This is a genomic window from Chryseobacterium aahli (assembly GCF_022699665.1).
In the GTDB taxonomy this organism is placed as follows: Bacteria; Bacteroidota; Bacteroidia; order Flavobacteriales; family Weeksellaceae; genus Chryseobacterium; species Chryseobacterium aahli.
Genome location: NZ_JALDNB010000008.1, coordinates 160,235 through 185,081, shown reverse-complemented (window position 1 = coordinate 185,081; position 24,847 = coordinate 160,235). Strand labels below are relative to the sequence as shown.

General features: G+C 35.6%; 21 protein-coding genes and 1 tRNA gene. 1 reads left to right on the top strand and 21 read right to left on the bottom strand.

Features of this window, described 5'->3' with window-relative positions; translation table 11 throughout:
- Nucleotides 1-407: 407 nt before the first annotated feature.
- From MQX03_RS13845 to tuf, 16 genes are all read right to left on the bottom strand, one after another.
- Nucleotides 408-1,013 (bottom strand): hypothetical protein, encoded by a 606-nt coding sequence (locus tag MQX03_RS13845; RefSeq protein WP_242803771.1) that lies wholly within the window; start codon nucleotides 1,011-1,013, stop codon nucleotides 408-410.
- A gap of 38 nt (nucleotides 1,014-1,051) precedes the next feature.
- Entirely contained in the window at nucleotides 1,052-4,228 is a 3,177-nt protein-coding gene (locus tag MQX03_RS13840) for a thrombospondin type 3 repeat-containing protein (protein WP_242803770.1), read from the bottom strand.
- Nucleotides 4,229-4,321: 93 nt separating this feature from the next.
- On the bottom strand, nucleotides 4,322-5,005 hold the full coding sequence (locus tag MQX03_RS13835) for a hypothetical protein (RefSeq protein ID WP_242803769.1): 684 nt from the start codon (nucleotides 5,003-5,005) through the stop codon (nucleotides 4,322-4,324).
- A gap of 194 nt (nucleotides 5,006-5,199) precedes the next feature.
- Entirely contained in the window at nucleotides 5,200-5,961 is a 762-nt protein-coding gene (locus MQX03_RS13830) for a hypothetical protein (protein WP_242803768.1), read from the bottom strand.
- Between the two features lie 14 nt (nucleotides 5,962-5,975).
- Entirely contained in the window at nucleotides 5,976-6,758 is a 783-nt protein-coding gene (locus MQX03_RS13825) for a hypothetical protein (protein ID WP_242803767.1), read from the bottom strand.
- A gap of 56 nt (nucleotides 6,759-6,814) precedes the next feature.
- Nucleotides 6,815-7,621 (bottom strand): hypothetical protein, encoded by an 807-nt coding sequence (locus tag MQX03_RS13820; protein WP_242803766.1) that lies wholly within the window; start codon nucleotides 7,619-7,621, stop codon nucleotides 6,815-6,817.
- 88 nt (nucleotides 7,622-7,709) lie between these two features.
- Entirely contained in the window at nucleotides 7,710-8,315 is a 606-nt protein-coding gene (locus MQX03_RS13815; RefSeq protein ID WP_242803765.1) for a hypothetical protein, read from the bottom strand.
- A gap of 440 nt (nucleotides 8,316-8,755) precedes the next feature.
- Complete coding sequence (gene rplL, locus MQX03_RS13810) at nucleotides 8,756-9,121, bottom strand: 50S ribosomal protein L7/L12 (RefSeq protein WP_129535975.1); 366 nt, start codon at nucleotides 9,119-9,121, stop codon at nucleotides 8,756-8,758.
- 46 nt (nucleotides 9,122-9,167) lie between these two features.
- Nucleotides 9,168-9,782, bottom strand: a complete 615-nt coding sequence (gene rplJ / locus MQX03_RS13805) for a 50S ribosomal protein L10 (protein ID WP_242803764.1) — start codon at nucleotides 9,780-9,782, stop codon at nucleotides 9,168-9,170.
- A gap of 17 nt (nucleotides 9,783-9,799) precedes the next feature.
- Nucleotides 9,800-10,492 (bottom strand): 50S ribosomal protein L1, encoded by a 693-nt coding sequence (gene rplA / locus MQX03_RS13800; protein WP_047444874.1) that lies wholly within the window; start codon nucleotides 10,490-10,492, stop codon nucleotides 9,800-9,802.
- An 11-nt stretch (nucleotides 10,493-10,503) separates the two neighbouring features.
- Nucleotides 10,504-10,947 (bottom strand): 50S ribosomal protein L11, encoded by a 444-nt coding sequence (gene rplK, locus MQX03_RS13795; RefSeq protein WP_047444876.1) that lies wholly within the window; start codon nucleotides 10,945-10,947, stop codon nucleotides 10,504-10,506.
- 223 nt (nucleotides 10,948-11,170) lie between these two features.
- Nucleotides 11,171-12,307 carry a hypothetical protein gene (locus tag MQX03_RS13790; RefSeq protein ID WP_242803762.1) on the bottom strand — a complete coding sequence of 379 codons (1,137 nt, stop codon included), beginning with the start codon at nucleotides 12,305-12,307 and terminating at the stop codon, nucleotides 11,171-11,173.
- Nucleotides 12,308-12,376: 69 nt separating this feature from the next.
- Nucleotides 12,377-12,919 carry a transcription termination/antitermination protein NusG gene (gene nusG / locus MQX03_RS13785; RefSeq protein ID WP_242803760.1) on the bottom strand — a complete coding sequence of 181 codons (543 nt, stop codon included), beginning with the start codon at nucleotides 12,917-12,919 and terminating at the stop codon, nucleotides 12,377-12,379.
- A 17-nt stretch (nucleotides 12,920-12,936) separates the two neighbouring features.
- A complete protein-coding gene (secE, locus tag MQX03_RS13780; RefSeq protein WP_052187936.1) occupies nucleotides 12,937-13,140 on the bottom strand; it encodes a preprotein translocase subunit SecE in 204 nt (67 codons plus the stop codon).
- A 13-nt stretch (nucleotides 13,141-13,153) separates the two neighbouring features.
- Nucleotides 13,154-13,224, bottom strand: a tRNA-Trp gene (locus tag MQX03_RS13775).
- Nucleotides 13,225-13,276: 52 nt separating this feature from the next.
- Nucleotides 13,277-14,491 carry an elongation factor Tu gene (tuf, locus tag MQX03_RS13770; protein WP_129535971.1) on the bottom strand — a complete coding sequence of 405 codons (1,215 nt, stop codon included), beginning with the start codon at nucleotides 14,489-14,491 and terminating at the stop codon, nucleotides 13,277-13,279.
- A 246-nt stretch (nucleotides 14,492-14,737) separates the two neighbouring features.
- Here tuf and MQX03_RS13765 point away from each other — a divergent pair, with 246 nt between their 5' ends.
- A complete protein-coding gene (locus MQX03_RS13765) occupies nucleotides 14,738-16,243 on the top strand; it encodes a DUF4394 domain-containing protein (RefSeq protein WP_242803758.1) in 1,506 nt (501 codons plus the stop codon).
- Between the two features lie 115 nt (nucleotides 16,244-16,358).
- Here MQX03_RS13765 and MQX03_RS13760 read toward each other — a convergent pair whose 3' ends face one another.
- From MQX03_RS13760 to MQX03_RS13740, 5 genes are all read right to left on the bottom strand, one after another.
- Complete coding sequence (locus tag MQX03_RS13760) at nucleotides 16,359-19,457, bottom strand: efflux RND transporter permease subunit (RefSeq protein ID WP_242803756.1); 3,099 nt, start codon at nucleotides 19,455-19,457, stop codon at nucleotides 16,359-16,361.
- 232 nt (nucleotides 19,458-19,689) lie between these two features.
- The gene (locus MQX03_RS13755) at nucleotides 19,690-20,772 is read right to left on the bottom strand and encodes an efflux RND transporter periplasmic adaptor subunit (protein WP_242803754.1); all 1,083 of its coding nucleotides are present in this window, start codon (nucleotides 20,770-20,772) and stop codon (nucleotides 19,690-19,692) included.
- A gap of 106 nt (nucleotides 20,773-20,878) precedes the next feature.
- A complete protein-coding gene (locus tag MQX03_RS13750) occupies nucleotides 20,879-22,120 on the bottom strand; it encodes a TolC family protein (RefSeq protein WP_242803752.1) in 1,242 nt (413 codons plus the stop codon).
- Between the two features lie 322 nt (nucleotides 22,121-22,442).
- Nucleotides 22,443-23,807, bottom strand: a complete 1,365-nt coding sequence (locus tag MQX03_RS13745) for a sensor histidine kinase (RefSeq protein WP_242803750.1) — start codon at nucleotides 23,805-23,807, stop codon at nucleotides 22,443-22,445.
- The gene (locus tag MQX03_RS13740) at nucleotides 23,808-24,488 is read right to left on the bottom strand and encodes a response regulator transcription factor (RefSeq protein ID WP_242803748.1); all 681 of its coding nucleotides are present in this window, start codon (nucleotides 24,486-24,488) and stop codon (nucleotides 23,808-23,810) included. It lies immediately after the preceding gene.
- Nucleotides 24,489-24,847: the final 359 nt, after the last annotated feature.

The following is a 24,847-nucleotide window of genomic DNA, read 5'->3' as shown; positions in this document are numbered from 1 at the left end:
TCATTAATATAAATACACCATTCAAAGACATTACATTAAAAAATTTCACATATCACATCATTCCGAACTAAATCACCAATAAAATACACTAAATACAAGCACCGGAATACCGCCGGCTAACTATATTAAATAAAGCAAAAAAACGCATAATGAAAAAAATCCGCAAGTATAATTATTATGAACGCAAAAGCAATTAATAACATACTATAATCCTATTAATTCATCATTAACAAAAGAATTCATTTATAATTTAAAATTGAAAGAGAAAAACCAGAAATCTGCATAGCCGATAGAAATTCTCAGGCAATTCAAATTCCGATTTTATGATTCAGGGAAAATAATTTAGAACAAAAAAAAGTTGCTCCATCACGAAGCAACTTAAAATATATATTTATTTTACTGTAAATCTATGGTTTCCAAAAAGACCAAACTTTACCATTAAAAACTGCCAATTGCTGTTTTACCGTATCATAAACCATTGTTCCAGGTTCAGGATTTGAGATATTCAGATGCGGGCTTGGCACTTTTGGGAGAATCATTGCTTTGTTAGCGTCTTCCAAAACCAAAATTCCCGGCACCGAAGTCGGTGTTCCGATGCTTGTTTTGGCTGTAGGGCTATCCACTAAAGCAACGCCGTTGAAAGTGTCCTGAAGTGTCGTGTCTACCACACCTTGGGTAGTGTTAATCGGTGCAGGAGCGCTTTCGTTTTTCGTGAGAGCCACCCAGCTTGTTGCCGCAGTTCCGTTTTTGTACTTCACGATAAAATCTGTGGTATCGTAGATGATTGTCCCTTCCACGGCAGCAGCTTTATCCATCGCAGCAGTTGTCCAGGGTAATACAAAACCTTTTCCCTGATTGATTACATAATCCCCAAATTCCAGAGAAATTGAAGGATTAGGGGTTCCTGCCGGAGCCGGTGAAGGCAAGGTGGTGAGTGATGATTTCCCGATTGCCACCTGAGCAGAGGCGGAAGCAGCGATGAAGAGAAATGCTATTTTTAATATATTTTTCATTTTTTTAAAATTTAAACTTAATTAAAATCTTAATTGAATTAATCCGGACAAGTCTGTGTACTGAAACAGCTCCAGATTGTACCATTATAGATTTTCAAACACTTTGATACGGTATCGTAAACCATCATTCCCTCTACATAATTAGCTGCAGGAATGGAAGCCAATGGTGGCGTGGTTGGTGTAGCTGTGTTAGAATCTGCATCTACGAATGCCATACGGTTGAGAACAAAACCTTTAGTTTTAGACTCTAAAACCGTCCATGCACTTTGTCTCACAACCGGCCAATCTGAAGTACCTGAATTTGCTCTGTTAAGTGAAGTAATTCCGTGTTTTACAGGGTTCGGATTTCCTACAACCACTACTTCAGGTTTGTAGCAATAACATCCTGAACTTATCAATGCGTTTTGCGAATCGCCGATTCCCTGACCAACATCTCCTCCGATATCAGCCGCTCCTCCAGAATTCACTTGAGTAGGAACACCATTAGCGTTCACACAGGTTCCGGAAGCACACAAGTTTTGATTGGCCGCTGTAGAACCTGTTCCCACACTAAGACCCGGTGCTGCATTCACCAACATATTCACAGTAACGTTCTCATCTCCTTCCATCGCATCTAAACAACCGTCGTTATCAGAATCAAGATCTAAATGATTAGGGATTCCGTCAGCATCAGTGTCACTGCTTGTACAACCAGATTGCTGCGCTACAAACGCCCAGATATTCATAAATAATCTGTCATTGTTAGAAGTAACAGTATTTCCTGCAGTAACGCCACCTAGACTTGTTAAGATATCAACATCAGCAATCATTAAATCATTATAAATTCCATCAAGATAGATAACTGGACGACCACTGTTATCCTGGGCAAATATTTGAGCAAAACACTGAGTACTTGGTATAAAATATGCCTGATAGCTACCCCCTTGACTAAATGAACTTACGGATCCAAAAGGTCCGCTAAAAACAGAACTAGTGCTGCCTAATGATGTTGGTACATCCGGATTGATATTACCTGCAGTAATTGCTGCCTCCCAAGCTACAGTCTGCCCCTGTGTGGATACAACAAAGTTTTTAGGAGAATCATCTGACCAATCTTTGATTGCTACAAATTCACTGCTGCTTAGATAAGAATTCTGAGCCGCGTCATCAATACCTCCCAAGAAAATGGCATTTAAATTTAAGCTTGTAATATACGCTTTGGTGATAGGATTCGTAGTCATGGGAACCAATACAATATTAGCATTCACAATTCCAGAAGGACCAAAATTAGCTGTATTAAGCAATTTTAAGGCCCCCGAGTTATTCATAAGGGCTCCATCGAATGTATATCCGTTATCACCATCAAGATCCCTCACATTGGGTATATATCCTATTCTTATAGTCTGCCCAGTGAGTACACAAGTATTCTCTTGTATATCCAGTATTCCATCATTATCATCATCCAAATCACAAATATTTGGAACCCCGTCATTATCACTATCCAAACATTCTGATATGGTACTGTTCTGAGATTGCCCAACAGACTGACCTGTTCCTGCAATGGTAGGAACTCCTGTAGTTGTTGCAGTACTACCTACTGTATTCCCTAAGTTTTGATTAGGAGTCTGCGTAGAAATGGTTCCCGTAGCAGTTACTAGATTGGCTGTGGTAAAAGCAGCGCCTCCTTCAATAGCATCGGTACAACCATCTCCGTCTGAATCTAGGTCTAAATTATTGGGAATTCCGTCACTATCAGTATCAGTACCACAGCTGAACCCTACCGATGGTGCTTCCGAAATATCGCCCCAACTATATCCAGAAGTCAGGGTAGATATTGTCCCTAAATTAGCTGCATTATTTGGATCTATTCGTATTAAATTTCCATTATTACTCCCTATTAAATCTCCATTAGCACCAAAAAATAATTGCGTTCCTGATGCTGAGGCTGTTGTTCCAACAGAAATCCAAGCTGATGAAGGAGTAGTTATGCTTAAGTTTAAACTGCTTAAGTCAAGTTTGTACAGAGCACCTGTACTGGCTATAAGATAAACCATCCCTGAAGAATTAATCGCAATATCTCCTAAATCTATTCCAGAAATAGGGTCAACAACTTTGGTAAGGGTACTCGCATTTCCGCTTGCATTAAACGTTACTCGCCACAATCCCTGACTTGTTGTTCCTGTGTCATCGTAAATAAAATAATCATTGTTATACATTGCGGCCCCTCCTGAAGCATCACCCAAACTTGATAAAAATCCTGAACCTACATTTACAACGGTATTGGTTGAAAACTGATAGGCAAAAAGACTTCCTTGCGCTATATTATTTGCAAATAACACTCTGTTTCTCGAAGCATCTGTTGTCATGTGATTGGCATCATTACCAGGGATAATATTTGTTGCTATAGTCGTAGGAGTATAAGTATTGCCTGTTAAACCTATTAAATTAGCCTGAGTAGCAGATATCGTTCTGATCCCAAATCCGGAATAGTTGTAAATTGCACCCCCACCACATTCAGCGGTGTCTAAGATACCATCGTTGTCATCGTCATCATCTATATAATCAGGAATACCATCCCCATCACTATCAACAGCTTCCTGCAATACTAAATCATCAAGAGCAAAATCATTTCCCGTGGTAGCTTTTGTAGTATTTTCCCAAGTCATATCTATTGAAGTAACTGACGAAGGAACCGTAAATTCATACTGAACATTTTTCCACGCATTCACATCCGCAACAACCATTCCCGAGGTATAAAATGATGTCGTATTGCCTTGTGGTGAAACCCTGAATGTGGCGTTTGTCCTATTTGCAGCAGTACCAGGAACGGTTCCTAATGTTGCAAAACGGTAATTTATTCTATATGTTTTCCCAGGCACTACAGTCATCGTTTTTTTGAAAAACACATTTTCTGAAGCTGGTATAGCGACCCCACCTTGTGTCCAAAACATAAGAAACCTACCACCTGATGCATCAGATGGCACCTGCGTAGTTCCTGCTACGATACCGCTAGCCGGTGTAGCCTCAAAAGCTCCGTTAATCTGACTATTTTGTGGCGGGTTGGCACTATTATTCCAATATCCTGTAACACCGTTATTGTAAGACGAACTGTAAGTAAGTCCGTTGAAATTCTCAGTCCAGACTGTTGTCCAATTCTGAGCTTTAAAAAAGTTAATTCCAAATGCACACAAAATCATTGTAGGCACAAGGACATACTTGAATATATTTTTTTTCATTTTAATTTTTTTTATATAAGAATTCAACATTTCAGGCCTTTACAAGAGAAATTATAAATAAACAATCCTCTTCTTAATACCTGATTAGAAAAATTATATAAAAAATGGTGGTGGCCTTACAGAAAAGATTTTAGAAAAACAGAAATCTAAAGGTGTGTTATTGCAATAAGTATATTCTTTAGGATATAAAAAATCTAAAGCCAGTTTAATTACATATTGATTTTCTGCACTATAAATTTTTGATAATTTATAGTGATGATAGCTCGGGACTACATAATCTGTGTTGACATGAGTAGATGAAATGAATTCTTCAGAAGACGGAAAAGTCTTTATTTTCTCTGATTCGAATTTTTCTTTTTGAGATTCATAATCAGAGATCTGCTTTTTTAGTTTTTTTAGCGCTTCTTTCTTCTTGTTTTTTTCAGCAATTTTTACCTGAGTTTTGAGATCTTTTTTTTCGGATTCAATACTTTTTTCTGAAGCAGCTACCAATATTACTTCATTGCCATTCTCACTTTCATAGAAAACCTCTGCATTTTTTAAGGAAATTTTGTCTGAATTTATTTGCCGATTAAAGTTGGCATCTGTAGAATAAATCGCAGCCCCATTTTTAAGAATAATCGCAGATTGAGTGGGATTCCCAATGCCTACTTGTGCATTCAATAAACTATTAAAAGAAAAAAATAACAAGACCCATAAACCGTAAAAATACCCAAAGCCTTTATTAAGGTTTGAATATTTTTTAGCACAGCTAAAGCTTGTTAGTTTCTTTTTCAATTATATCATTTGTTTGCGCAAATATAATCATTATATTTAACTAATCAATTGTTTCTTTGTCAATTACCTAAAAAACATCATTTAACATAATATTTAAATTTCACACAATAAAGAATAATAAATAAATATTTATTTAAAAAATAAATGCTGTCTCATTTCTGAAACAGCATTTATTAAATGTAATTGTAAAAAAATTATTGTATCGGTTCCAAAATCTTTAATACTGACGAAGTTCCTGCCATAGTAGGACTCAAAGTAGCAGGAGTAGCCTGAGCCTGCCCAATTGTCAAAACATTTCCTGTAACAACATTACGTTGAGCGCACGCAAATTTATAACTGTGTGTGCCTACAGATAAGTTTGATATTGATGCATTGAGTGTTAAAATTTTATAAGATCCTGATGCACCAGTAACGATACCGGTTCTTGCAAATTTCAATTTATCATCAATATATATTCCGCAACCAAATGATCCAGTTCCATTATTACCGGTAACCTGCGCTACTGTCTGAACAAAAATATTGACAGTATTTACATTCTTTCTTATCTGAAAAGCAGGTTCGCTTACTCCCGCAATTGTCACCCAATCAGTAGGCAGATTTTGATCTTCGCTGTAAGGAGATCCACTTCCATTAGCTCCTGTAAAGGTAGCACCAGTTGTAGTAGATTTCAGAGAAGACGAAGTGAGCACCAAACCATCCAAATAACCATTTGGCAAATCAAATTTTTTCCATACCGGATTGGCAGCTCCGTTCGCAGAGACAAGATCACCCACCGTTCCAGGATTTCCAACTACAGAATTCGTACCTCCTAAATTGATTTCATTATTGATATTTGTTGTTCCGTTGACATCAAGATTAGTTCGTGGGTTTACAGTTAAGACTCCAACATTTCCTGTCTGTGCAAAGAAGAAAATCGACTGCAACAGCAGAAATGTAAGTAAAATATCTTTTTTCATTTTAAATAAAGTGATTAAGGGTTATAAACAGTGACTGTATTACTAGAACTTGGTTTTTCGTAGGTTTCTACTACCAAAGAAGATTTGGTCATAAAATCATTCAAATTACCACCTGCAGGTATAGACTTGCCAATTCCCAATTGCCCCGTAAAACCATTGATATTTGCTCTCTTTTTACAAGCTACTTTTGCAGTATGACTTCCTACTGTTAAATTTGGCGCTGCTGCAACCAAATCGAAAGTATAAAAAGGGTATGTAGCAGCTCCGGGCTGGTTTAAGGTATATACCCTAATTCCTTTAAGTAAATTATCTACAAAAACACCACATGAAAAATCTGCAGCCCTATTTACATTCGTAGACTCTAGATGAGCAATTGTTTCAAATGTCAATATAGCTATATTTCCAGAATTATCAATTTGAAAAGTACGCTCTAACTCTGTAATCTCAGTACCGGCAAAACTAGTCAACGTTTGATCCAGTATATGCAATTGAGATCCTGCACCCGCCGAATTGGCTGCGAAAATAATTCCATTGATTGTTTCTTTAGCTTCATTATTGAAAATTGTATATAAAAAAGGATCAAAATCTGGTCTTCTTATCAACTTCCAAACCGGTGGATTATTTACACCCTGCGAGACCAATACCGTACCTACATCGCCCAGCAATCCGTTTACCGTATCGCTTCCTCCTAAATAAATTCTGTTTCTTACGCTGAGATTACCTTGCACATCCAGTCTGGCTCTAGGAGTTTCTGTGTTTATACCCACCTGATTTACAACTCCCTGTGAATATATCATACCATTAATGAATAATGATATAAAAAAAATTATATATTTTTTTGTCTGCATAATTTCTAATAAATTATTTTTACCTGTTCACTTACATCAAACTTAAGAATTGATCTCAGCATGAAATTATTGGTCACCTGTGTACCATTAGTAGTCGTTCTACCAATCGAAAAATGATATCCTGCAGCGCTGGAAGCAATTCTTCTACAAGCTACTCTTGCTGTATGACTGCCTGCCGACAAGTTATTTATTGTATAATTAAGCGTAAAAATTGATTGGTTTTTTTGACCTTTATTATTTATACCATTAATTTGATCTGCCCTGATTGCTCTTAATTGATCATCTATAAATATTCCGCATGTAAAACGTACGAACTGATCATTAATATTTCCAACATCAGACATTTCTAATCCTGTCTGAAATAAAAAATTTGTGCTGTTGACTGCATTTTTTACAGTAAAACCAGAAGCTAATCCTGGAATTTCAGTCCAAACAGGATTTGCAGAAGATATACTTTCGTTTATAGCACTAGTTGTAAAACCATCTCCTTCAGAAGTATCACCAAAGTTGATTCCTACTTCATCCGTAACCGCATTAGAATAAGTAATTCTGTATTCGTTCTGTTCAAAGAAACCAAGCTTAGACGTTTTCCATTGTGGAGCTACATCATCACCTTGCGAAACAAGAATCTGATTGCTTGTTCCCGGAGTGCCATCTGTTGTTTTAGTTCCTCCTATTCTAAGTTCGTTTCTAAGTGTAATATCTCCATTTACATCGAGTGTAGATTTTGGCGCAGTAGTATTAATACCTACTTGTGCGCTCATACTCATGCTAATAAATACCAAGGGTAGAAGCTTGAATATATTTTTCATATAAATTAATTTAAAAAAATAGTAAATAATAAATACTGCACTTCCTCTTAAAAGAAAGTGTACAAGTATTTTTGAACAATAAGTTACATTAAGAATAAATAGGAGGCGGCCTTACAGAGAAGACATTAGAAAAACAATCATCGAAAGATTTATTGTTATAATAAAAGAATTTTTGGGTATGCAGAAAGCCCAACGCTTTCTTGATTAAAAAAAAATCTAAAAAACATACTTGTTTACAAACATTCTGATTAGAAGGTTTGGGGGCAATATAATCTTTAGTATTAGACTTAGAACCGGAAAATTTATCTGAAGATTGTGGCGGGTAAAATTCTTTGTTTAAAGAAGATTTATTTTTTCTTTCGAATTTTTGAATTTCTAGTTTAACCTCTTCAAGAGTTATTTGCTTCTTTTTTTCTTGCGTCAATCTGACTTCTTCCGTAAGATCTTGTGCAGCTTGCTTATTCTTACTAGAAGAATTTTGTGCAGTTGAATGTGATTTTTCAAAACCTTCTTCTGATAAGGCAGCTTCTTTATATCTGAGCTTTTTGTTGAAGCTTTCATCTTTAGAAAATACAACTACATTTCGGTCTACAAAAATGAATGCTGTATCTGTGTGTTCTTCTTGTGAAGACTCTTGTGCATTTAAAAACTGAAACTGAAATAGGAAAATAATGAATCCAAGAAAACGCAGCAAAAATTTAAAACTTTCACCACTAAAGTTCTTAGAACTTCTGCATATATGTAACCCATCACTATTCAAAATACCTACTGTTTTGCAAAAATAGAAAAACTATGTGTTTTAGTTCAAAATCAATATGTTAAGAAATCCTAAAAATGATATATATCAACAATAGTAAATTTTACAGAAAAATTTATGTTATAAAATTTATCAACTGAAGAGTAAAAGAAGCGGTAAAAATTTAACCCTTTTGATATTTCCTAAAATGTTCCGTTAAGAATGGCTGGTAGCTAATCATCCATACAGCTCTAGTTTTCATCACCAAAAAATGCGATGATCTACAATCTATTTGCACATCAAAATTTTACGTAGTTGCTGTCGGTAAATTCCAGAAATAGTACAAAAAAAAAGCGATAAACTAAGTTTATCGCTTTCTTATATTTAAAAATTGAAAATTATTTCAATTCTACTTCAGCACCAGCTTCTTCTAATTGCTTCTTAAGAGCTTCAGCTTCGTCTTTAGAGATACCAGTTTTGATTGCAGCAGGAGCTCCATCTACGATATCTTTAGCTTCTTTAAGACCAGCACCAGTTAAATCTTTTACCAATTTAACGATAGCCAATTTAGAAGCACCAGCAGCTTTAAGAATTACATCGAATTCTGTTTTTTCTTCAGCAGCTTCAGCACCAGGACCAGCCATAACAACTGCAGCAGCAGCTGGCTCGATTCCGTACTCATCCTTAAGGATAGTAGCTAATTCATTTACGTCTTTTACTGTTAAGTTTACTAGCGTTTCAGCTAAATTTTTTAAATCTGACATTGTTGTAATGTTTTTGTTGATTATTTATTTAATTTTTTGAGAGTAATTATTCAGCAGCTGGAGTTTCCTCAGTGCTTTCTGCAGCAGGAGCTTCTGGAGCAGCCTCAGCAGGAGTTTCTTCTACAGCAGGAGTTTCTTCTACAGCAGGTGCAGCAGCTTCTTCAGCTTTAGCTTCTACCGTTTCAGATTTGTTTTGAAGAGCAGAAACAACTCTTTGAATTGGAGACTGAAGTAATCCGATGATTTCACCGATCATTTCTTCTCTAGACTTAATGCTTACTAAAGCATCTAGATTGTTGTCACCAACATAGAAAGTTTCTTGTACAAAAGCAGATTTTAAAGCCGGCTTCTCTTCTTTTTTTCTAAAGTCTTTGATTAATTTTGCAGGAGCGTTAGCTGTTTCAGCAATCATTAATGCAGTGTTCCCTTTGAAAGTTTCGAACATTTCAGAGTAATCTACTCCTTCAATCTGTTCCATTGCTTTTTGCAAAAGTGTGTTTTTCACAACTTTTACTTTGATATTTTGCTTGAAAGCTTGTCTTCTGAAGTCAGAAGATTTTGCAGCGTTCAAACCGTCTAGATCTGCTACATAAACTACTTTAGCATCCTGAAGCAAATCTTTGATCTCTTGTATTGCTACAACTTTTTGGTCTTTTGTCATTGTCTTAAGGATTATAATTAGTTAACAGATTTACTATCAATTGCAATACCCGGGCTCATTGTAGAAGACAAATAAATGCTCTTCACATAAGTACCTTTAGCAGCAGTTGGTTTCATTTTGATCAAAGTAGAGATTAATTCCTGAGCATTCTCCTTGATTTTAGCAGCATCGAAAGATACTTTACCAATACCAGCGTGGATAATACCGTATTTGTCTACTTTAAAGTCAATTTTACCAGCTTTTACCTCAGTTACTGCTTTACCAATTTCCATAGTTACAGTACCTGATTTTGGGTTAGGCATCAAACCTCTTGGTCCTAATACTCTACCCAAAGGTCCTAATTTACCCATAACAGCTGGCATAGTAACAATAACGTCAACATCTGTCCAACCATCTTTTATTTTTTGTAAATATTCGTCAAGACCTACATAATCAGCACCAGCTGCTTTAGCTTCAGCTTCTTTATCTGGAGTTACTAAAGCCAAAACTTTAACATCTTTACCAGTACCGTGAGGAAGAGATACTACACCTCTTACCATTTGGTTTGCTTTTCTTGGGTCTACACCCAATCTTACAGCGATATCTACAGAAGCATCAAACTTTGCAGTGTTTACTTCTTTTACAAGAGCAGCACCTTCTTCAAGGTTATAAATTCTTCCTTTTTCTACTTTGCTTAAAGCTTCCTTTTGCTTTTTAGTCAATTTTGCCATTTCTCTTAGTTTTAAGCGTTAGTTGGTTTAGTTCCTGTTACTCTTAATCCCATAGATCTAGCAGTACCTGCAACCATAGAAAGAGCTGAGTCCAAAGTAAAACAGTTAAGATCTGTCATTTTATCTTCAGCGATTTTTTGAACTTGCGCCCAAGATACAGCACCTACTTTGTTTCTGTTTGGTTCACCGGATCCTCCTTTGATTTTAGCTGCATCCATTAACTGAATTGCTGCAGGTGGAGTTTTAATAACGAATTCAAAAGATTTGTCTTCGTACACTGTAATAACTACAGGTAAAACTTGACCTGGCTTATCCTGAGTTCTTCCGTTAAATTGTTTACAAAACTCCATGATGTTCACACCTGCAGAACCTAATGCCGGACCAACTGGTGGAGATGGGTTTGCTGCTCCTCCTTTTACTTGGAGCTTAACCATTTTAAAGACTTTTTTAGCCATTGTTTGTTTTTTAAAAATTGAATAATTAATGAGTTTGGAAGCATTTATTATTCAGCAGGTTACCGCACTCACATAAAGTAAACCTACTTTTCGGACTGCAAAATTATGAAATATTTTTTAATTAGCAAATTAATTATTTGATTTTTAACAAGATAATTGAAATATTTTACATCCCCCATTTGAAACATAGTGATTCTCAGTAACGAAATAGAAAATAATTTTATTAAGAATGAAATTTGGAAAAATAATAATCTTTTACTTTTTTTAACGAAAGTCCTCTCCCATCATATTGTATATGGATGAAAAAAAAGATAAAAAAGAAGATGTTAACAACGAGAAATTTCTTAATAAAAACATTCTGATTAAATGAGATTTTATCATTACCTTCATTATCAGGCAATAAGGTTATCAAAACGATTAATAAGAGCATAGAATATATGTGATTCCAACGATACCAATCAATTCCCAAAAAATACAAAGGTGACACCCAGATAAAGCTTATGATAACAAACCTAAAAAAAGTATAAAATTTGTTTTTATAAAATATAAAGAGATAAAAAAGAAACATTAAAACTTCAATAATAAGCTCTAAAATGAATAGAGAATAGGAAATAATTTCTTTTTTAATTAATTCTATACCATCCCAAAAATTATAAATGAAAATATTGTTTCTTCCAAAAATCACACCTCGTTTGCCTATAATTTCTAAACTTTTCCCACAATTAATTTCTTTCCCGAAAAAAAATATAATCCCAACTGTAATAGTAGATAAAACGAAAAAAAGCATCCAAAAGGAATATTTCTTTTCTCTTGTTTTAAAAATGTGTATTGCAATAAAAAATGGCAAAAAGAAATAAAACATTTCATGGAGAAACAATCCTACACAGAATAAAACTATAAAGATTCTTTCTTTGAGAATGGTCATTCTACCCAATGCAAAATACGCTGCAAGCGTAAAGAGAACAATCTCTCTTTTCCCTGAATAAGACAAATTGATTGGGAAATACATAAAACATAGTGGAGAACATAGCAATACTAAAATATTCCAATCTATTTTCTTATCAATTAACAGCTTAAAATATGAATAAAAAATAAGAATATAAAAAATAACTTGAACAATAAAAACCTGAAAAGGTAGCGATATTCCGAATAGGTCTTGCAATGCAAAAAAAATACTACCGGTAAGACCTCTACGCTTAAAACCTCCATCTTGGTAATTGACCAGCCAGTCAGACATAGTCCATTCATGGATAGATAATGTTGCTTTTCCGTATAATTTTAATACTAGATAAAAAAAGATAATAATTAAAAAAAAGCAATACAATAAAAAAAGGTTATTTTTTTTCGTAAATAATATCACATTCTTAATTTTATAGAAAAAAGAGGATGCTTTTGAAAAGCATCCTCTTTTTATATTTATAATGTATTTTTATACTTTTTCGACTTGTGAAAAGCTTAGTTCCATTGGAGTTTTTCTTCCGAAGATTAAAACAGAAACTTCTACTTTCTTCTTGTCTTCCAAGATTTTCTCTACTGTACCGTTGAAACCATTGAATGGTCCATCAATTACTTTCACGTTTTCACCAACGATGAATGGCATTTCTGCATCTGAAGCAAATTCTGAAAGTTCATCCATTCTGCCAAGCATTCTGTTGACCTCAGATTTTCTCATTGGGACAGGATCTCCACCTTTGGTTAAACTCAAGAAAGAAATCACACCAGGAATGTTTTTGATCACGTGAGGAATCTCTCCCATCAACTCTGCTTCTACCATCAAATAACCAGGATAGTATGGTCTTTCTTTTGGTACTTTCTTCCCATTTCTAAGCTGAATAACCTTTTCCATAGGAATCACTACCTGAGTAACATACTGCTCAAACCCTAAACGCTTGATTTCTGTCTCAATATAGTTTTTCACTTTATTTTCCTGTCCGCTGATCGCTTTCAGCACATACCATTTCAATTCGCTCATTATGGGAAAATACTTTATTAGTTGAAGGTATTGATTAGTATTCCGATGATGTTGCTGATTGATTTTGAAAACAATTCATCAACGCCAAAGGTAAACAATGCCAAAATAACAGTTGCTACAGTAACAACAATAGTTGAAGACTGTAAGTCAGACCACTTTGGCCACTCTACTTTGTGTCTAAATTCGTGATAAGAACCTTTTAAAAATTCTACTAAGCTCATTATTTTCTTTTTGCACGGGCACAAGGATTCGAACCCTGATCAACGGTGTTGGAGACCGGTATCCTACCATTGGACGATGCCCGTAGATTAAAAGTTCCGTAAGTTTCCTTACGGAACTTTAATTATATTAAGATGATTAGTCTAAGATTTCAGTAACCTGACCTGAACCAACTGTTCTACCTCCTTCTCTGATTGCAAATCTAAGACCTACGTTAAGAGCGATTGGCTGTAACAATTCTACAGTGATCTCTAAGTTATCACCAGGCATTACCATTTCTACACCTTCTGGTAAGAAGATTTCACCTGTAACGTCAGTAGTTCTTACGTAGAACTGAGGACGGTATTTGTTGTGGAATGGAGTGTGACGTCCACCTTCTTCTTTAGAAAGGATATAAACTGAAGCTTTGAATTTCTTGTGAGGCTTCACAGAATCTTTCTTAGCGATAACCATACCTCTCTTGATGTCAGTTTTTTCAATACCTCTCAACAATAGACCTACGTTATCTCCAGCTTCTCCTCTATCTAGGATTTTTCTAAACATTTCAACTCCTGTAATAGTAGAAGTTAATTTCTCTTCACCCATACCGATGATATCTACAGGATCTCCTGTGTTGATAATACCAGCTTCGATTCTACCAGTTGCAACAGTACCTCTACCAGTAATAGAGAATACGTCTTCGATTGGCATCAAGAATGGCTTATCAGTATCTCTTGGTGGTTGCTCGATCCATTCGTCAACAGCATCCATTAATTGCTCAACAGATTTGAACCATTGGTCATCAGTCTTAGCACCTCCTTCTGCAGTAGCAGCTGTAAGAGCACCAAGTGCAGAACCTTGAATTACTGGAGAGTTATCTCCGTCGAAATCATAAGTAGACAATAAGTCTCTCAATTCCATTTCAACAAGCTCTAATAACTCAGCATCATCTACCATGTCAACTTTGTTCATGAAAACAACGATTCTAGGTACGTTTACCTGACGACATAGAAGAATATGCTCTCTAGTTTGAGGCATTGGTCCGTCTGTAGCAGCACATACAACGATAGCACCGTCCATCTGAGCAGCACCAGTTACCATGTTCTTTACGTAATCCGCGTGACCTGGACAGTCAACGTGAGCGTAATGTCTTTTTTCAGTTTCGTATTCGATGTGAGCAGTATTGATAGTAATACCTCTTTCTTTTTCTTCTGGAGCAGAGTCAATAGCAGAGAAATCTTTTTTCTCAGCAAGACCTTTGCTAGCCAATACAGCAGAAATAGCTGCAGTAAGTGTAGTTTTACCATGGTCAACGTGACCAATAGTACCAATGTTCAAGTGTGGTTTGTTACGATTAAACGTTTCCTTTGCCATGATATTAAATTATTTATTTTATTGTTTATTCAAATTTTCAGTGTGCAAATATAATGATTTTTTAAATACTAAAATCTTTTTGTTAAAAAAAAATAGTATTCAAACCAAAAAAAATGCAAACATCCATTTCCCTAAATTGGAATTGCAAATTTATAACAAAAAAATGAATTAAAAAAAACACTTTACAAATCCAAGTTTATTTTTCTCTCGTATATTTAGACGAAACTATCAATTAAAATAAATTTTATGAAAAAACTATTCAACATTTGTCTGGCTACATTTGCATTTGTCACGATCATCTCTTGCGATGATGACGATGACATGAGTACACCAGAAACACCTTCCGTTGCACCAGACGTTATGGTCTACGGTTTGAGTACCAACAACGATCTTTTAGCTTTTAATGCTAAAAACAGTAATGTAATGACTTCCACCAAGCCTATTACAGGACTTCCAACAGGAGAAAAATTATTAAGTATCGATTTCAGACCAGCTACAGGAGAACTTTATGCAGTATCCAATAACAGTAAATTGTATATCATTAATACAGCTACTGCAACAAGCAGAGTGGTAAGTACTACAGCATTTACTCCTGCTGTTTCGGGAACTATTGTTTCTATTGACTTCAATCCTACTGTTGACCGTATCAGATTGGTATCAAACACGGGACAAAATCTTCGTATCAATCCTGAAAACGGAGTTACGGCAGCTACTGATACAAGCATTGCAACTACTGCAGCAATTGCGGGTATTGCATATACCAATAGTAAATCTGGTGCTGCAACAACTACTTTATATGATCTTGATTTAACTTCAGGAAAATTATTTAAACAAGATCCACCTAACAATGGAACTTTGGTAGAAGTAGGAAGTTTAGGCTTTACATTCTCAGGTCAGGCAGCATTTGACATCAGCCCGGATAATACAAATGCATTAATGGCAGTTACAAGTGGAGGTCAAAATGCTTTGTACAGTGTAAACCTTACTACAGGAAAAGCTTCAAGCATCGGTACATTACCTCAAAAAATTGTTGACATCGCTATCCCGACTAATGCTGTTGCTTATGCAATTGATAACTCAAATGCGCTTCAGATTTTTGACCCTAATAAACCTGAACCAGTTACTAAAGCAATTACAGGACTACAAACCGGAGAAGGAATTCTTGGGATTGATTTTAGACCTTTAAACGGACAATTATATGCGTTAGGAAACTCAAGCAGAATTTATACTATTAATTTAGGTACTGGTGCGGCAACTCAAGTAGGTACTGGTACGTTAACTACTCTTCTTGTAGGAACTGAGTTTGGATTTGATTTTAATCCTACCGTTGATAAAATCAGAGTGGTGAGTAATAGCGGACAAAACTTAAGACTAGATCCTGTTACAGGAGCAGTTACAGCTGTTGATACCAATCTCACCCCTACACCGGTAGCTGTAAGTGCTGCAGCTTATACAAATAATTTTGCGGGAGCAACTGCCACAGAACTGTTTGTAATTGACCATAATACTGACAGATTATATCTTCAAAACCCACCAAATGGAGGTATCTTGGTTGATCGTGGTGCTTTAGGCATCAATATCACTCAAGCAAATGGTTTCGACATCGGAAGCATGAGCCAAAAAGCTTATTTATTAGCAACCGTTGGTACAGAAACAAAGCTTTACACAGTAAATACTGCAACCGGAGCTGCTGCTTCATTAGGTACTTATCCTAATCCTGTAAGAGGATTTACGGTAGGTTTAGGATTCTAAAAACAGACTTGATTTCATATAAAGAAGCCCGAAATAGATTATTCTATTCCGGGCTTCAACTTTATAAAGATAAATGAAAGAATGATTTTTTTTAATTTAAACTAATAGTTATAAGCTACAGGACTTCTGTTTTCTTGGTTTTATTAAATATCCAAAAGATAATCGGAAAGATTAATAAGGTTAAAAATGTTGCCGTAATTAATCCGCCGATGATTACAATCGCCAACGGTTTTTGCGATTCTGAACCAATACCTGTAGAAAGTGCCGCTGGTAAAAGCCCAATCGATGCCATTAATGCGGTCATGATTACTGGTCGCGTTCTGGATTTTACTCCGCTAAAAATAGCGTCATCTATTTTTAATCCGTCTTTTACGTTTTGATGAAATTCTGTAATGAGAATAACACCATTCTGAATACAGATTCCTAACAGTGCAATCATCCCGACTCCGGCAGAGATCCCGAAATTCATATTGGTTAAATGCAATGCGATAATTCCACCAATCAATGCAAAAGGTACGTTCGCTAACACCAACAAGGAATCTTTCATATTTCCGAAAAGGATGAATAAGAGGAAGAAAATTCCCAAAATACTGATCGGTACTACCTCCGTCAATCTCTTGGTCGCTCTTTGCTGGTTTTCAAACTGACCAGTCCAGCCTACAGAATATCCTTCAGGGATTTTAATTTTTGCGACTTCTTTCTGTGCATCGCCAATTGTTCCACCTAAATCACGGTCACGAATCGAGAATTTAATTCCGATATATCTTTTAATATCATCACGATAAATAAAGGCTGCACCGTTATCTTTTACAATTGTACTGATTTCTTTTAAAGGGATTTTTGCACCGTCCTGCGTAGGAACCATCAGTGAAGCAATATCTTTTTCGTCTTTTCTGTATTGTTCAGAATAACGGAGCCTGATTGGAAATTTTCTTTCGCCATCAAACATTTCAGAAGCCGTTTTTCCACCAAAAGCCATTTCCAAAACTGACTGTGCATCATCGGGCATCATACCGTAAGCAGCCATTTTGTCTCTGTCAAGCACCACGCTTACTTCTGGCTGACCTATATTTTTAATGATTCCTGCATCTTTTACACCTTCTACATCTTTAATTGATTTTAAAACCTCATCCGCCAATCGGTCAAGCGTCTGCAAATTATCACCATAAATTTTAATTCCATTTTCAGCTTTAAAACCCGCCACCGCTTCTGCCACGTTATCTGAGATCGGCTGAGAATAATTGAACGTAATTCCCTGATAATTTCTCAGTTTTTTATCAATTTCTTCTACGAGTTCTTCATAATTGATTTTTCGTTTCCACTCATCTTTTGGCTGAAGATTCACGGCAAACTGCACAAATCCGAAACCGTTGGGATCTGTTCCGTCATTACTTCGTCCGGTTTGTGCCAGAACATCGGTCACTTCCGGAACACTCATAATGTCTTTCTTCAAAATATCTGCAGTCTTCAATGATTCTTTTAAAGATGAACTCATCGGCATTTCTGCAGTAATCCATAGTGAACCTTCATTTAATTGAGGTAAAAATTCGGTTCCTAAAAATTTTCCTGAAAATAATGTGACTGCCATGAAAGATAACGCAACAATTAAACTGAGTTTTTTATGTTTAAATGTAAAACTGAAACCTTTCAACACAATTCTGTCCCAGAAATTCACAAATGGATTGTTCTTTTCCCTCACATTTTTATTTAAAAGTAGATGCGTAAGAACCGGAACCAATGTCAGCGTGAAAATCAATGCTCCAATCAATGCAAAACCAAGGGTAAATGCTAATGGAGAAAACATTTTCCCTTCAACCTTCTGAAATGAGAAAATTGGAATTAACGAAGTAATGATAATTAATTTTGAAAAGAAGATCGCTTTTCCTAAACCTGTTCCGGTCTGTTTAATCCATCCGGCTTTTGCCATTTTGTTAAATTTCTCAGGACCGTATTTCTTGGCTTTATGGTCGAGCATGACAAAGATTCCTTCGACCATGACGACGGCTCCATCAATGATAATTCCGAAATCGACTGCTCCAAGTGACAATAAGTTAGCACTCATGCCCGCCATTTTTAAACATAAAAACGCAAATAATAAGGATAAAGGAATGATGATGGAAACAATCAAAGTTGTACGCCAGTCTGCCATGAAAATTAAAACGATGACCGTTACTAGAATAATTCCTTCCAATAAATTGTGCATTACAGTTTCTGTAGTGAAATCCATCAGATTATCTCGGTCGTAAAAAGTGACCATTTTCACATCTTTCGGAAGAATCTTTTCGTTCAGCTCATTAATTTTAGCTTTTACACCCACCAAAACCTCTCGTGGATTTTCGCCTTTCCGCATCACCACGATTCCTTCTACGGTATCATCCTGCTTATTCAGACCGGCCTGCCCTACCCTTGGCAGTGAACTCTCGTGAACTTCCGCTACATTTTTTACCAAAACCGGATTTCCGCTTTCGTTTTGAATCGTGATGTTTCCAATATCTTCATTCGATTGTACCAAACCAATTCCACGAACAACGTAGGCTTGTCCGTTTTTCTCGATCACATCTCCGCCGACATTCAGATTGCTTTTTGTAACAGCTTCAAAAACCTGAGAAGGTGTCAGATTGTATTTATCTAAAGCTCTTGGGTCAATGCTCAGCTCAAACACTTTATCCTGACCACCGAAGACATTGATATCAGCAACTCCGGGAACGCCTCTCAGCGCACGGTCGATGACCCAGTTTTGCAAAGTCAGCAATTCTCTTGAATCTTTAGTTTTACTTTCCAAAGTATATCTGAAAATTTCTCCGGTCGGTCCGTATGGAGGCTGCACTTCCGGGTCAACCTCATCGGGAAGACTTACATTTCGAAGCTGATTGTTGACCTGATTTCTGGCAAACATATCGTCTACTCCATCGTCGAACAGAATTTTAACAATAGAGAGTCCAAACATCGTGGTACTTCTCACACTCGTTTTTTTCTGAACCGGACTCATCGCCAGCTCAATGGGTGTCGTGACAAATCGTTCCACTTCTTCGGCACTTCGGCCACTCCATTGGGTGATGATCACGATTTGTGTGTTGGTGACATCTGGAAAAGCTTCAATCGGCATATTTTTGAAACTGATAAAACCCGCAACCGCTAAAATCGCCACCCAAATAAACGTGAAAGCTTTATTTTTGAGTGAAAACGAAATGATATTTTTAATGAATTTATTCATAATAGAAATTAGATGTTAGCTTTAGATATTAGACTAATAACTAAATGTTTAATTTTGAAAAACTTTAACTAAGAAAATCGTTGAATAGATTTGAACCATTAAGGACTATTTAAGGAGTTAAGAGTTATTAAGGAATTGACAGGCGAATTCAAGAAGAAAGCATCCTTATAAAAATCTGTAGATTTTTCTTAATTAAACTTAACTTCTTAATCCAATCTTAATGGTTAAAAATTTAGTTTTTCAGTGACCGATAAATCAAAAGTTGGTTATTGGTGATTACATTTTCTCCTTCCGTCAGACCTTCTGAAATGTAAGTGACGTCACCGAGTTGTTTCAAGACTTTTATTTCTTTTACTTTTACATTAGTTCGGGATTTGAAAACCACCACAAAACTTCGGTCATCATCAAAGATTACCGCTTTTGACGGAACAGAAAGTGCTGAAGCGTTTTCAGATTTTGAAACTTTGATGGTCGCTTTACTCTCCGGAATCAATAATCCTTTGGCATTATCCAAAACCACTCTCGCCTGCATCGCATTGGTTTGCGGATCGATGATTTTAAATATTTTATCAATTTTTCCGTCAAAAACTTTATCCGGATATGACAACGTAGAAACCTGTGCAGTCATTCCTAAACTGATTTTATCAATATCAGATTCGTTGACATTCATGATTGCCCAGACGTTATTTGTATTGGCCACATCGAAAATATTTTCGCTTCGGTCACTTCTCAGCTGCATATCTTTATTGATATCTTTATGCACGATATATCCGTTGATCGGAGCAAGAACGCTGTATATATTTCCTTTTTTCACATTATAAACTGTACTTACTGCGGAAGATCTCTGCATTTGATCCTGTGCTTTCTGAACCTGACTTTTAGCTTCTAAAACATCTCTTTCGGTATTTAATTTTCCTTCGTACATTTCTTTGGCAACACGTAAATTGTTTTGAGCAACCAATAAATCGGTTTTAGCATCACTCACATCTTTCTGAACATCTGCCAACTCTGTACTTCTTATGGTTGCGAGAACCTGACCTTTCTTTACATAATCTCCCAATTCAACATTTACACTCATCACATTTCCGCCAACCAAAGGATAAACGTCGATGTAAGAGTTCCTGTCTGCAGATATTTTTCCGTAAAAATTGTAGGTGTCTTCTATGTTTTTGAATTCAGCTTTTGCAGTGGTGATCGATTCGAGCATCGTATTGCTCAGTTCAAAACCTTTAGGTGCGGCTTCTTTCGGTGTTTCTTTTTTCGAACAAGACGTTAAAAAAAGTGCAATAATTACAGGGATTATAAATTTCTTCATTTAGATTATTATTTTAAACGCAAAGAGCGCAAAGATTTTTTTTAATATCATGCTGTTTTAAGTTCGCTAAGGCGTTCCACTCAGCGAAGACAACAAAGGTTTATATTTAATAGAAGATTTTCGTTTGTACCAATTGATTGAGTTGTTCTGCGGATTGTATCAATTCATTTTTCATATCATAGATCTGAAGTGAAGTCTGACGGTAACTTTCCATGAAATCTGTAAAATCGATGAGATTGACGTTTCCGTTTCTGAAGTTTTTGAGAATTCCGTTGTAGACGAGGTCGAGATTATCAAGATCAGTCGATTTAATTTCGAGCAACTGTTCGTACTGGTTTTTCCACATTTGAAAAGCCGACTGCACTTTAGTCTCCAGATTTAGCTTTTGGAATTCTGCATTTCTCTGATTCTGCTGAATGGCAAAATTGGCTTTCTGCACATTTCCTTTATTCACTTTCCAAAGCGGTATGGGAATTCCAACTTTTAAATTGATTTCATTTCTAAAAGTTCCAGAAGCTTGATCGTATTCAGCACCCACATTCAGATCCGGAACATTAAGAGATTTTTGCCATTGTGCATAGAGTTTAGAGTTTTCAATCAGTTTTAAATTAAATAAATAATCTGCATTGTTTTCGATTGCTTTTCTTTTTAGATCAGATTCGTCTCCGAAAGGTTGTGCAGCAAGAATTTCTTTTGCTTCATCGTCTGAAATCTGAGGTTCTATATTTTCGGTAATTCCTGTAAAAACTTTTAAGTTTTGCTCAAATTCCAAAATGTCTTTATTGATTCTCAGCTTATCATTATTCAACTGAATGACGATACTTTGTAATCTCACTTCATCTTTCAGAGAAACATTTCCTTCTGCAGATTGTACTTTATAAGCTTTCAATAGATCATTTATATATCCCAATTGCTTATTGGTGTTCTCAAGCTTCAGTTTTTCATAATAAAGATTGTAGTAATTGGTGTGAAGCTGTGTTCTTAATTCAACTAGCAACTGCGTAAACTGAAGCTGCGCCAAATCTTTATTGGATTTTGCAAAAGCGACTTCGTTTTTCTTTTTCCCACCCATGTAAATCAGCTGTGTCACTTCAAAACCTTTGGCTTTACCGGCATCTAAAAATTTTCTGTCCTCAGGATTATACGCGTTGATGTAACCATTGATCTGCGGAAGTTCCCAGATTTTAGCCTGCAAGATATCCGCATCAGCTATGTTGATGTTGTACTGCTCGGCAAGAAGCTGAAGATTGTTTTGCTGAAAGGCATTTTCGCAATCCAAAAGCGACATTTGCTGTTGTGCTGTCATTATCGAAGAAATAACAACGAACAGTCCTGCAATTTTGTTCATTCTCTCAATTTTGATGACAAAAGTGAGGTTGCTCGATTAAAACGACCTTAAAGAAGGCTTAAAAAAAAATTAAATCTGTTTTGGGTGCGAACTTGAAACGTTTTTTTTAAACGTAAAAAAGATCAAAGGATTAAGGTTGTTTTCTAAAAGTCGAATACTTAAAAAAATTGGAAAAAATTAAAAACGCAACGTGAGACAAAGCTCTTTTTTAAATTCTATATTAAAATTTTTAAGATAAACAAAGCCGTTTCACTTAGCCAAGTAATACAATTTATTTCTGGGCAAGTATCTTGGCACTCTTAAATCTTAATCGTTAAAAATATTATTTATTAAAAGTAACACTAAACTTATTAGTATGTTCAGCAGGTGAATTGTATTTGATTTTTGCATTATGATATTCCAGAATTCTTTTGGCGATTCGAAGTCCGAGGCCAGAGCCTGTGATGTTTTGAGAATTATTTCCACGCATGAAGGCATCAAATAATTTGGGTTGCTCTTCCATGGAAATGGTATTTCCGGCTGATACAACGTCTACGATAAGTTGAGATTCATTTTCTGTGATTAAAACTTTCGCTTCAGAATCATCTGAATAAACCGCAGCATTTTTAAACAGATTAATAAAAACAATATTGAGAAGTGATTGTACACCTTTTATGGTCAGAAAAGCCTGTTCGGAAGTATTTTCAGAGATCAAAAAATCCATATTGAGATTGGGAAAACTTTTTTGAACACGCTCGAAAGATTCAAATATTACCTCATCAATCCGTACTTCCTCGTAAATCGTCTGAATATTTTCTTTATCGAATTTTGTGAGCAGTAAAAGAGAGTTCGTCAAATCTGAAAGTTGGTAGACATCTTTTAACATTTGTTTTAAAGCTGAAAGTGTTTCGGGAGAATGTTGTTCGAGTTTAATTAAATTTTCCAATTGGAAAGCCATTCTCGTTATCGGAGTCCGGATCTCGTGGGATGCACTTGCCGTAAAATCCTTCTGTGACTGGAAAACATCATTCAGACGAACAATCATCGTATTAAAAGACTTCGCAAGAATACTGATTTCATCATTCGACTGCTCTACAGGAATCTGTGTTGTCAGCTTGTGTGCGGTCACCTCAGAAATTTCTTTGTTCAAATCTTCCAGCGGCTGCAGAAATTTACCCATAAAATAATAGCTGAAAAACCCAATCAGAAGGGCGCAGGTGATGAAAGCAGTAATCAAAAGATACTTAAGATAGTCCAATTTGGATTGTCCGTTGGCATCAAATGCGCTGGTGAGAATGTAATAATTTTCTCCATTGATGTTTTTTAAAGCTGCGTAGACTTCAGGATAAGTATTTTCTTGATGCACTGCTTTTTTTTGATCAACTTCCTGCAGTAAATTCTTGTCCCAGGTTACTTTTCTGTCTTTTATGGTACTATAGATGAGTTCCTTTTTAGCATTAAAAATCAAAATCGTTTCATTCAACAAGACATTATCAGAATTTTCATTGAAGAAAATAGGAGCTTCCTCTACAAAATTTTTAGATTTAGAAATAAAGTTGGTCGTAAAATCTAAACGACGGACGAATCTTTCTTTAAACTCTTCCTTCCTGAAATCATTAAAAGAAACATAAATAATGATAAGAACAATACCAAAAAGTAATGAAAATGAAATGCTGAGTGTGAGCGCAATTTTCCTTTTTAAAGACATCTATAAAGGATTTAAATAATATCCGAAACCGGAACGCGTGTGAATCAATTTAACTTTATAATCTTTATCTAATTTTTTTCTTAAAAAATTGATGTAAACCTCAACGGTATTGGTGTTGGTATTGAAATTATGTTCCCAAACATTTTCTGTAATCTGCTGTTTTGAAACCGTTCTCCCTTGCGCTTCTGCCAGATAAGTTAATAGTTGAAATTCTTTTAAGGTCAAAGCGATTTCGTTCCCGGCTCTGAATACTTTTTGTTCGGTTTTATTGATTATTAAATCATCTACTCTGATGATGTCCTGGTCTACAGTATCAGACGGTACTTTTCTTCTTAGTAAAGAATTTATTCTCAACAATAATTCTTCAAACTGAAACGGTTTCACCAAATAATCGTCAGCTAATCTCGTGAAAGCATCTTTCTTATCCGAAAGATCTCCGTAAGCTGAAATGATAATGATCGGCGTATTTTTATCAAAAGATCTGATGGTTTGGCAGACATCCAATCCGTTGATCTTTGGAACATTGATGTCTAAAAGATACAGATCATAAGAATTATTTTTTATTTGGCGCAGAAAGGTTTCTCCGTCATAAATTCTGTCGGTGGCAAAACGGTTTGACTCTAAAAACTTACTCAATTCTGCAGAGAGAATGAGATCGTCTTCCAAAAGAAGAATATTCATCAAGGATATATTTACTACGAATTTAACGAAAAAAATAATGAGCTTGAGAATTGAAAGATTAGAGAAAACTTTTAAATAAGTAAAATGTTAAAAGAAAGACTTAGTTTAGAGCTATTGATTTGAATGTTTTTAGTTTTTCAATTATGATTAATTAAAATAATATTAAACTTTTAAAGTTTGTCAAAATCAGATTAAAAACAAAAAAACCTCAGATATTTCTATCTAAGGTTTTCATTGATTGGTTTCCCGATTTGCGGAGAGAGAGGGTTTTTGTAACTTCTTCTCGTCCTTTTATTGATAAGCATTTCGCTGTAGCATCTTGTGAAAGGCCTTAAATAGGGCATTTGCAAAAAGTGGTA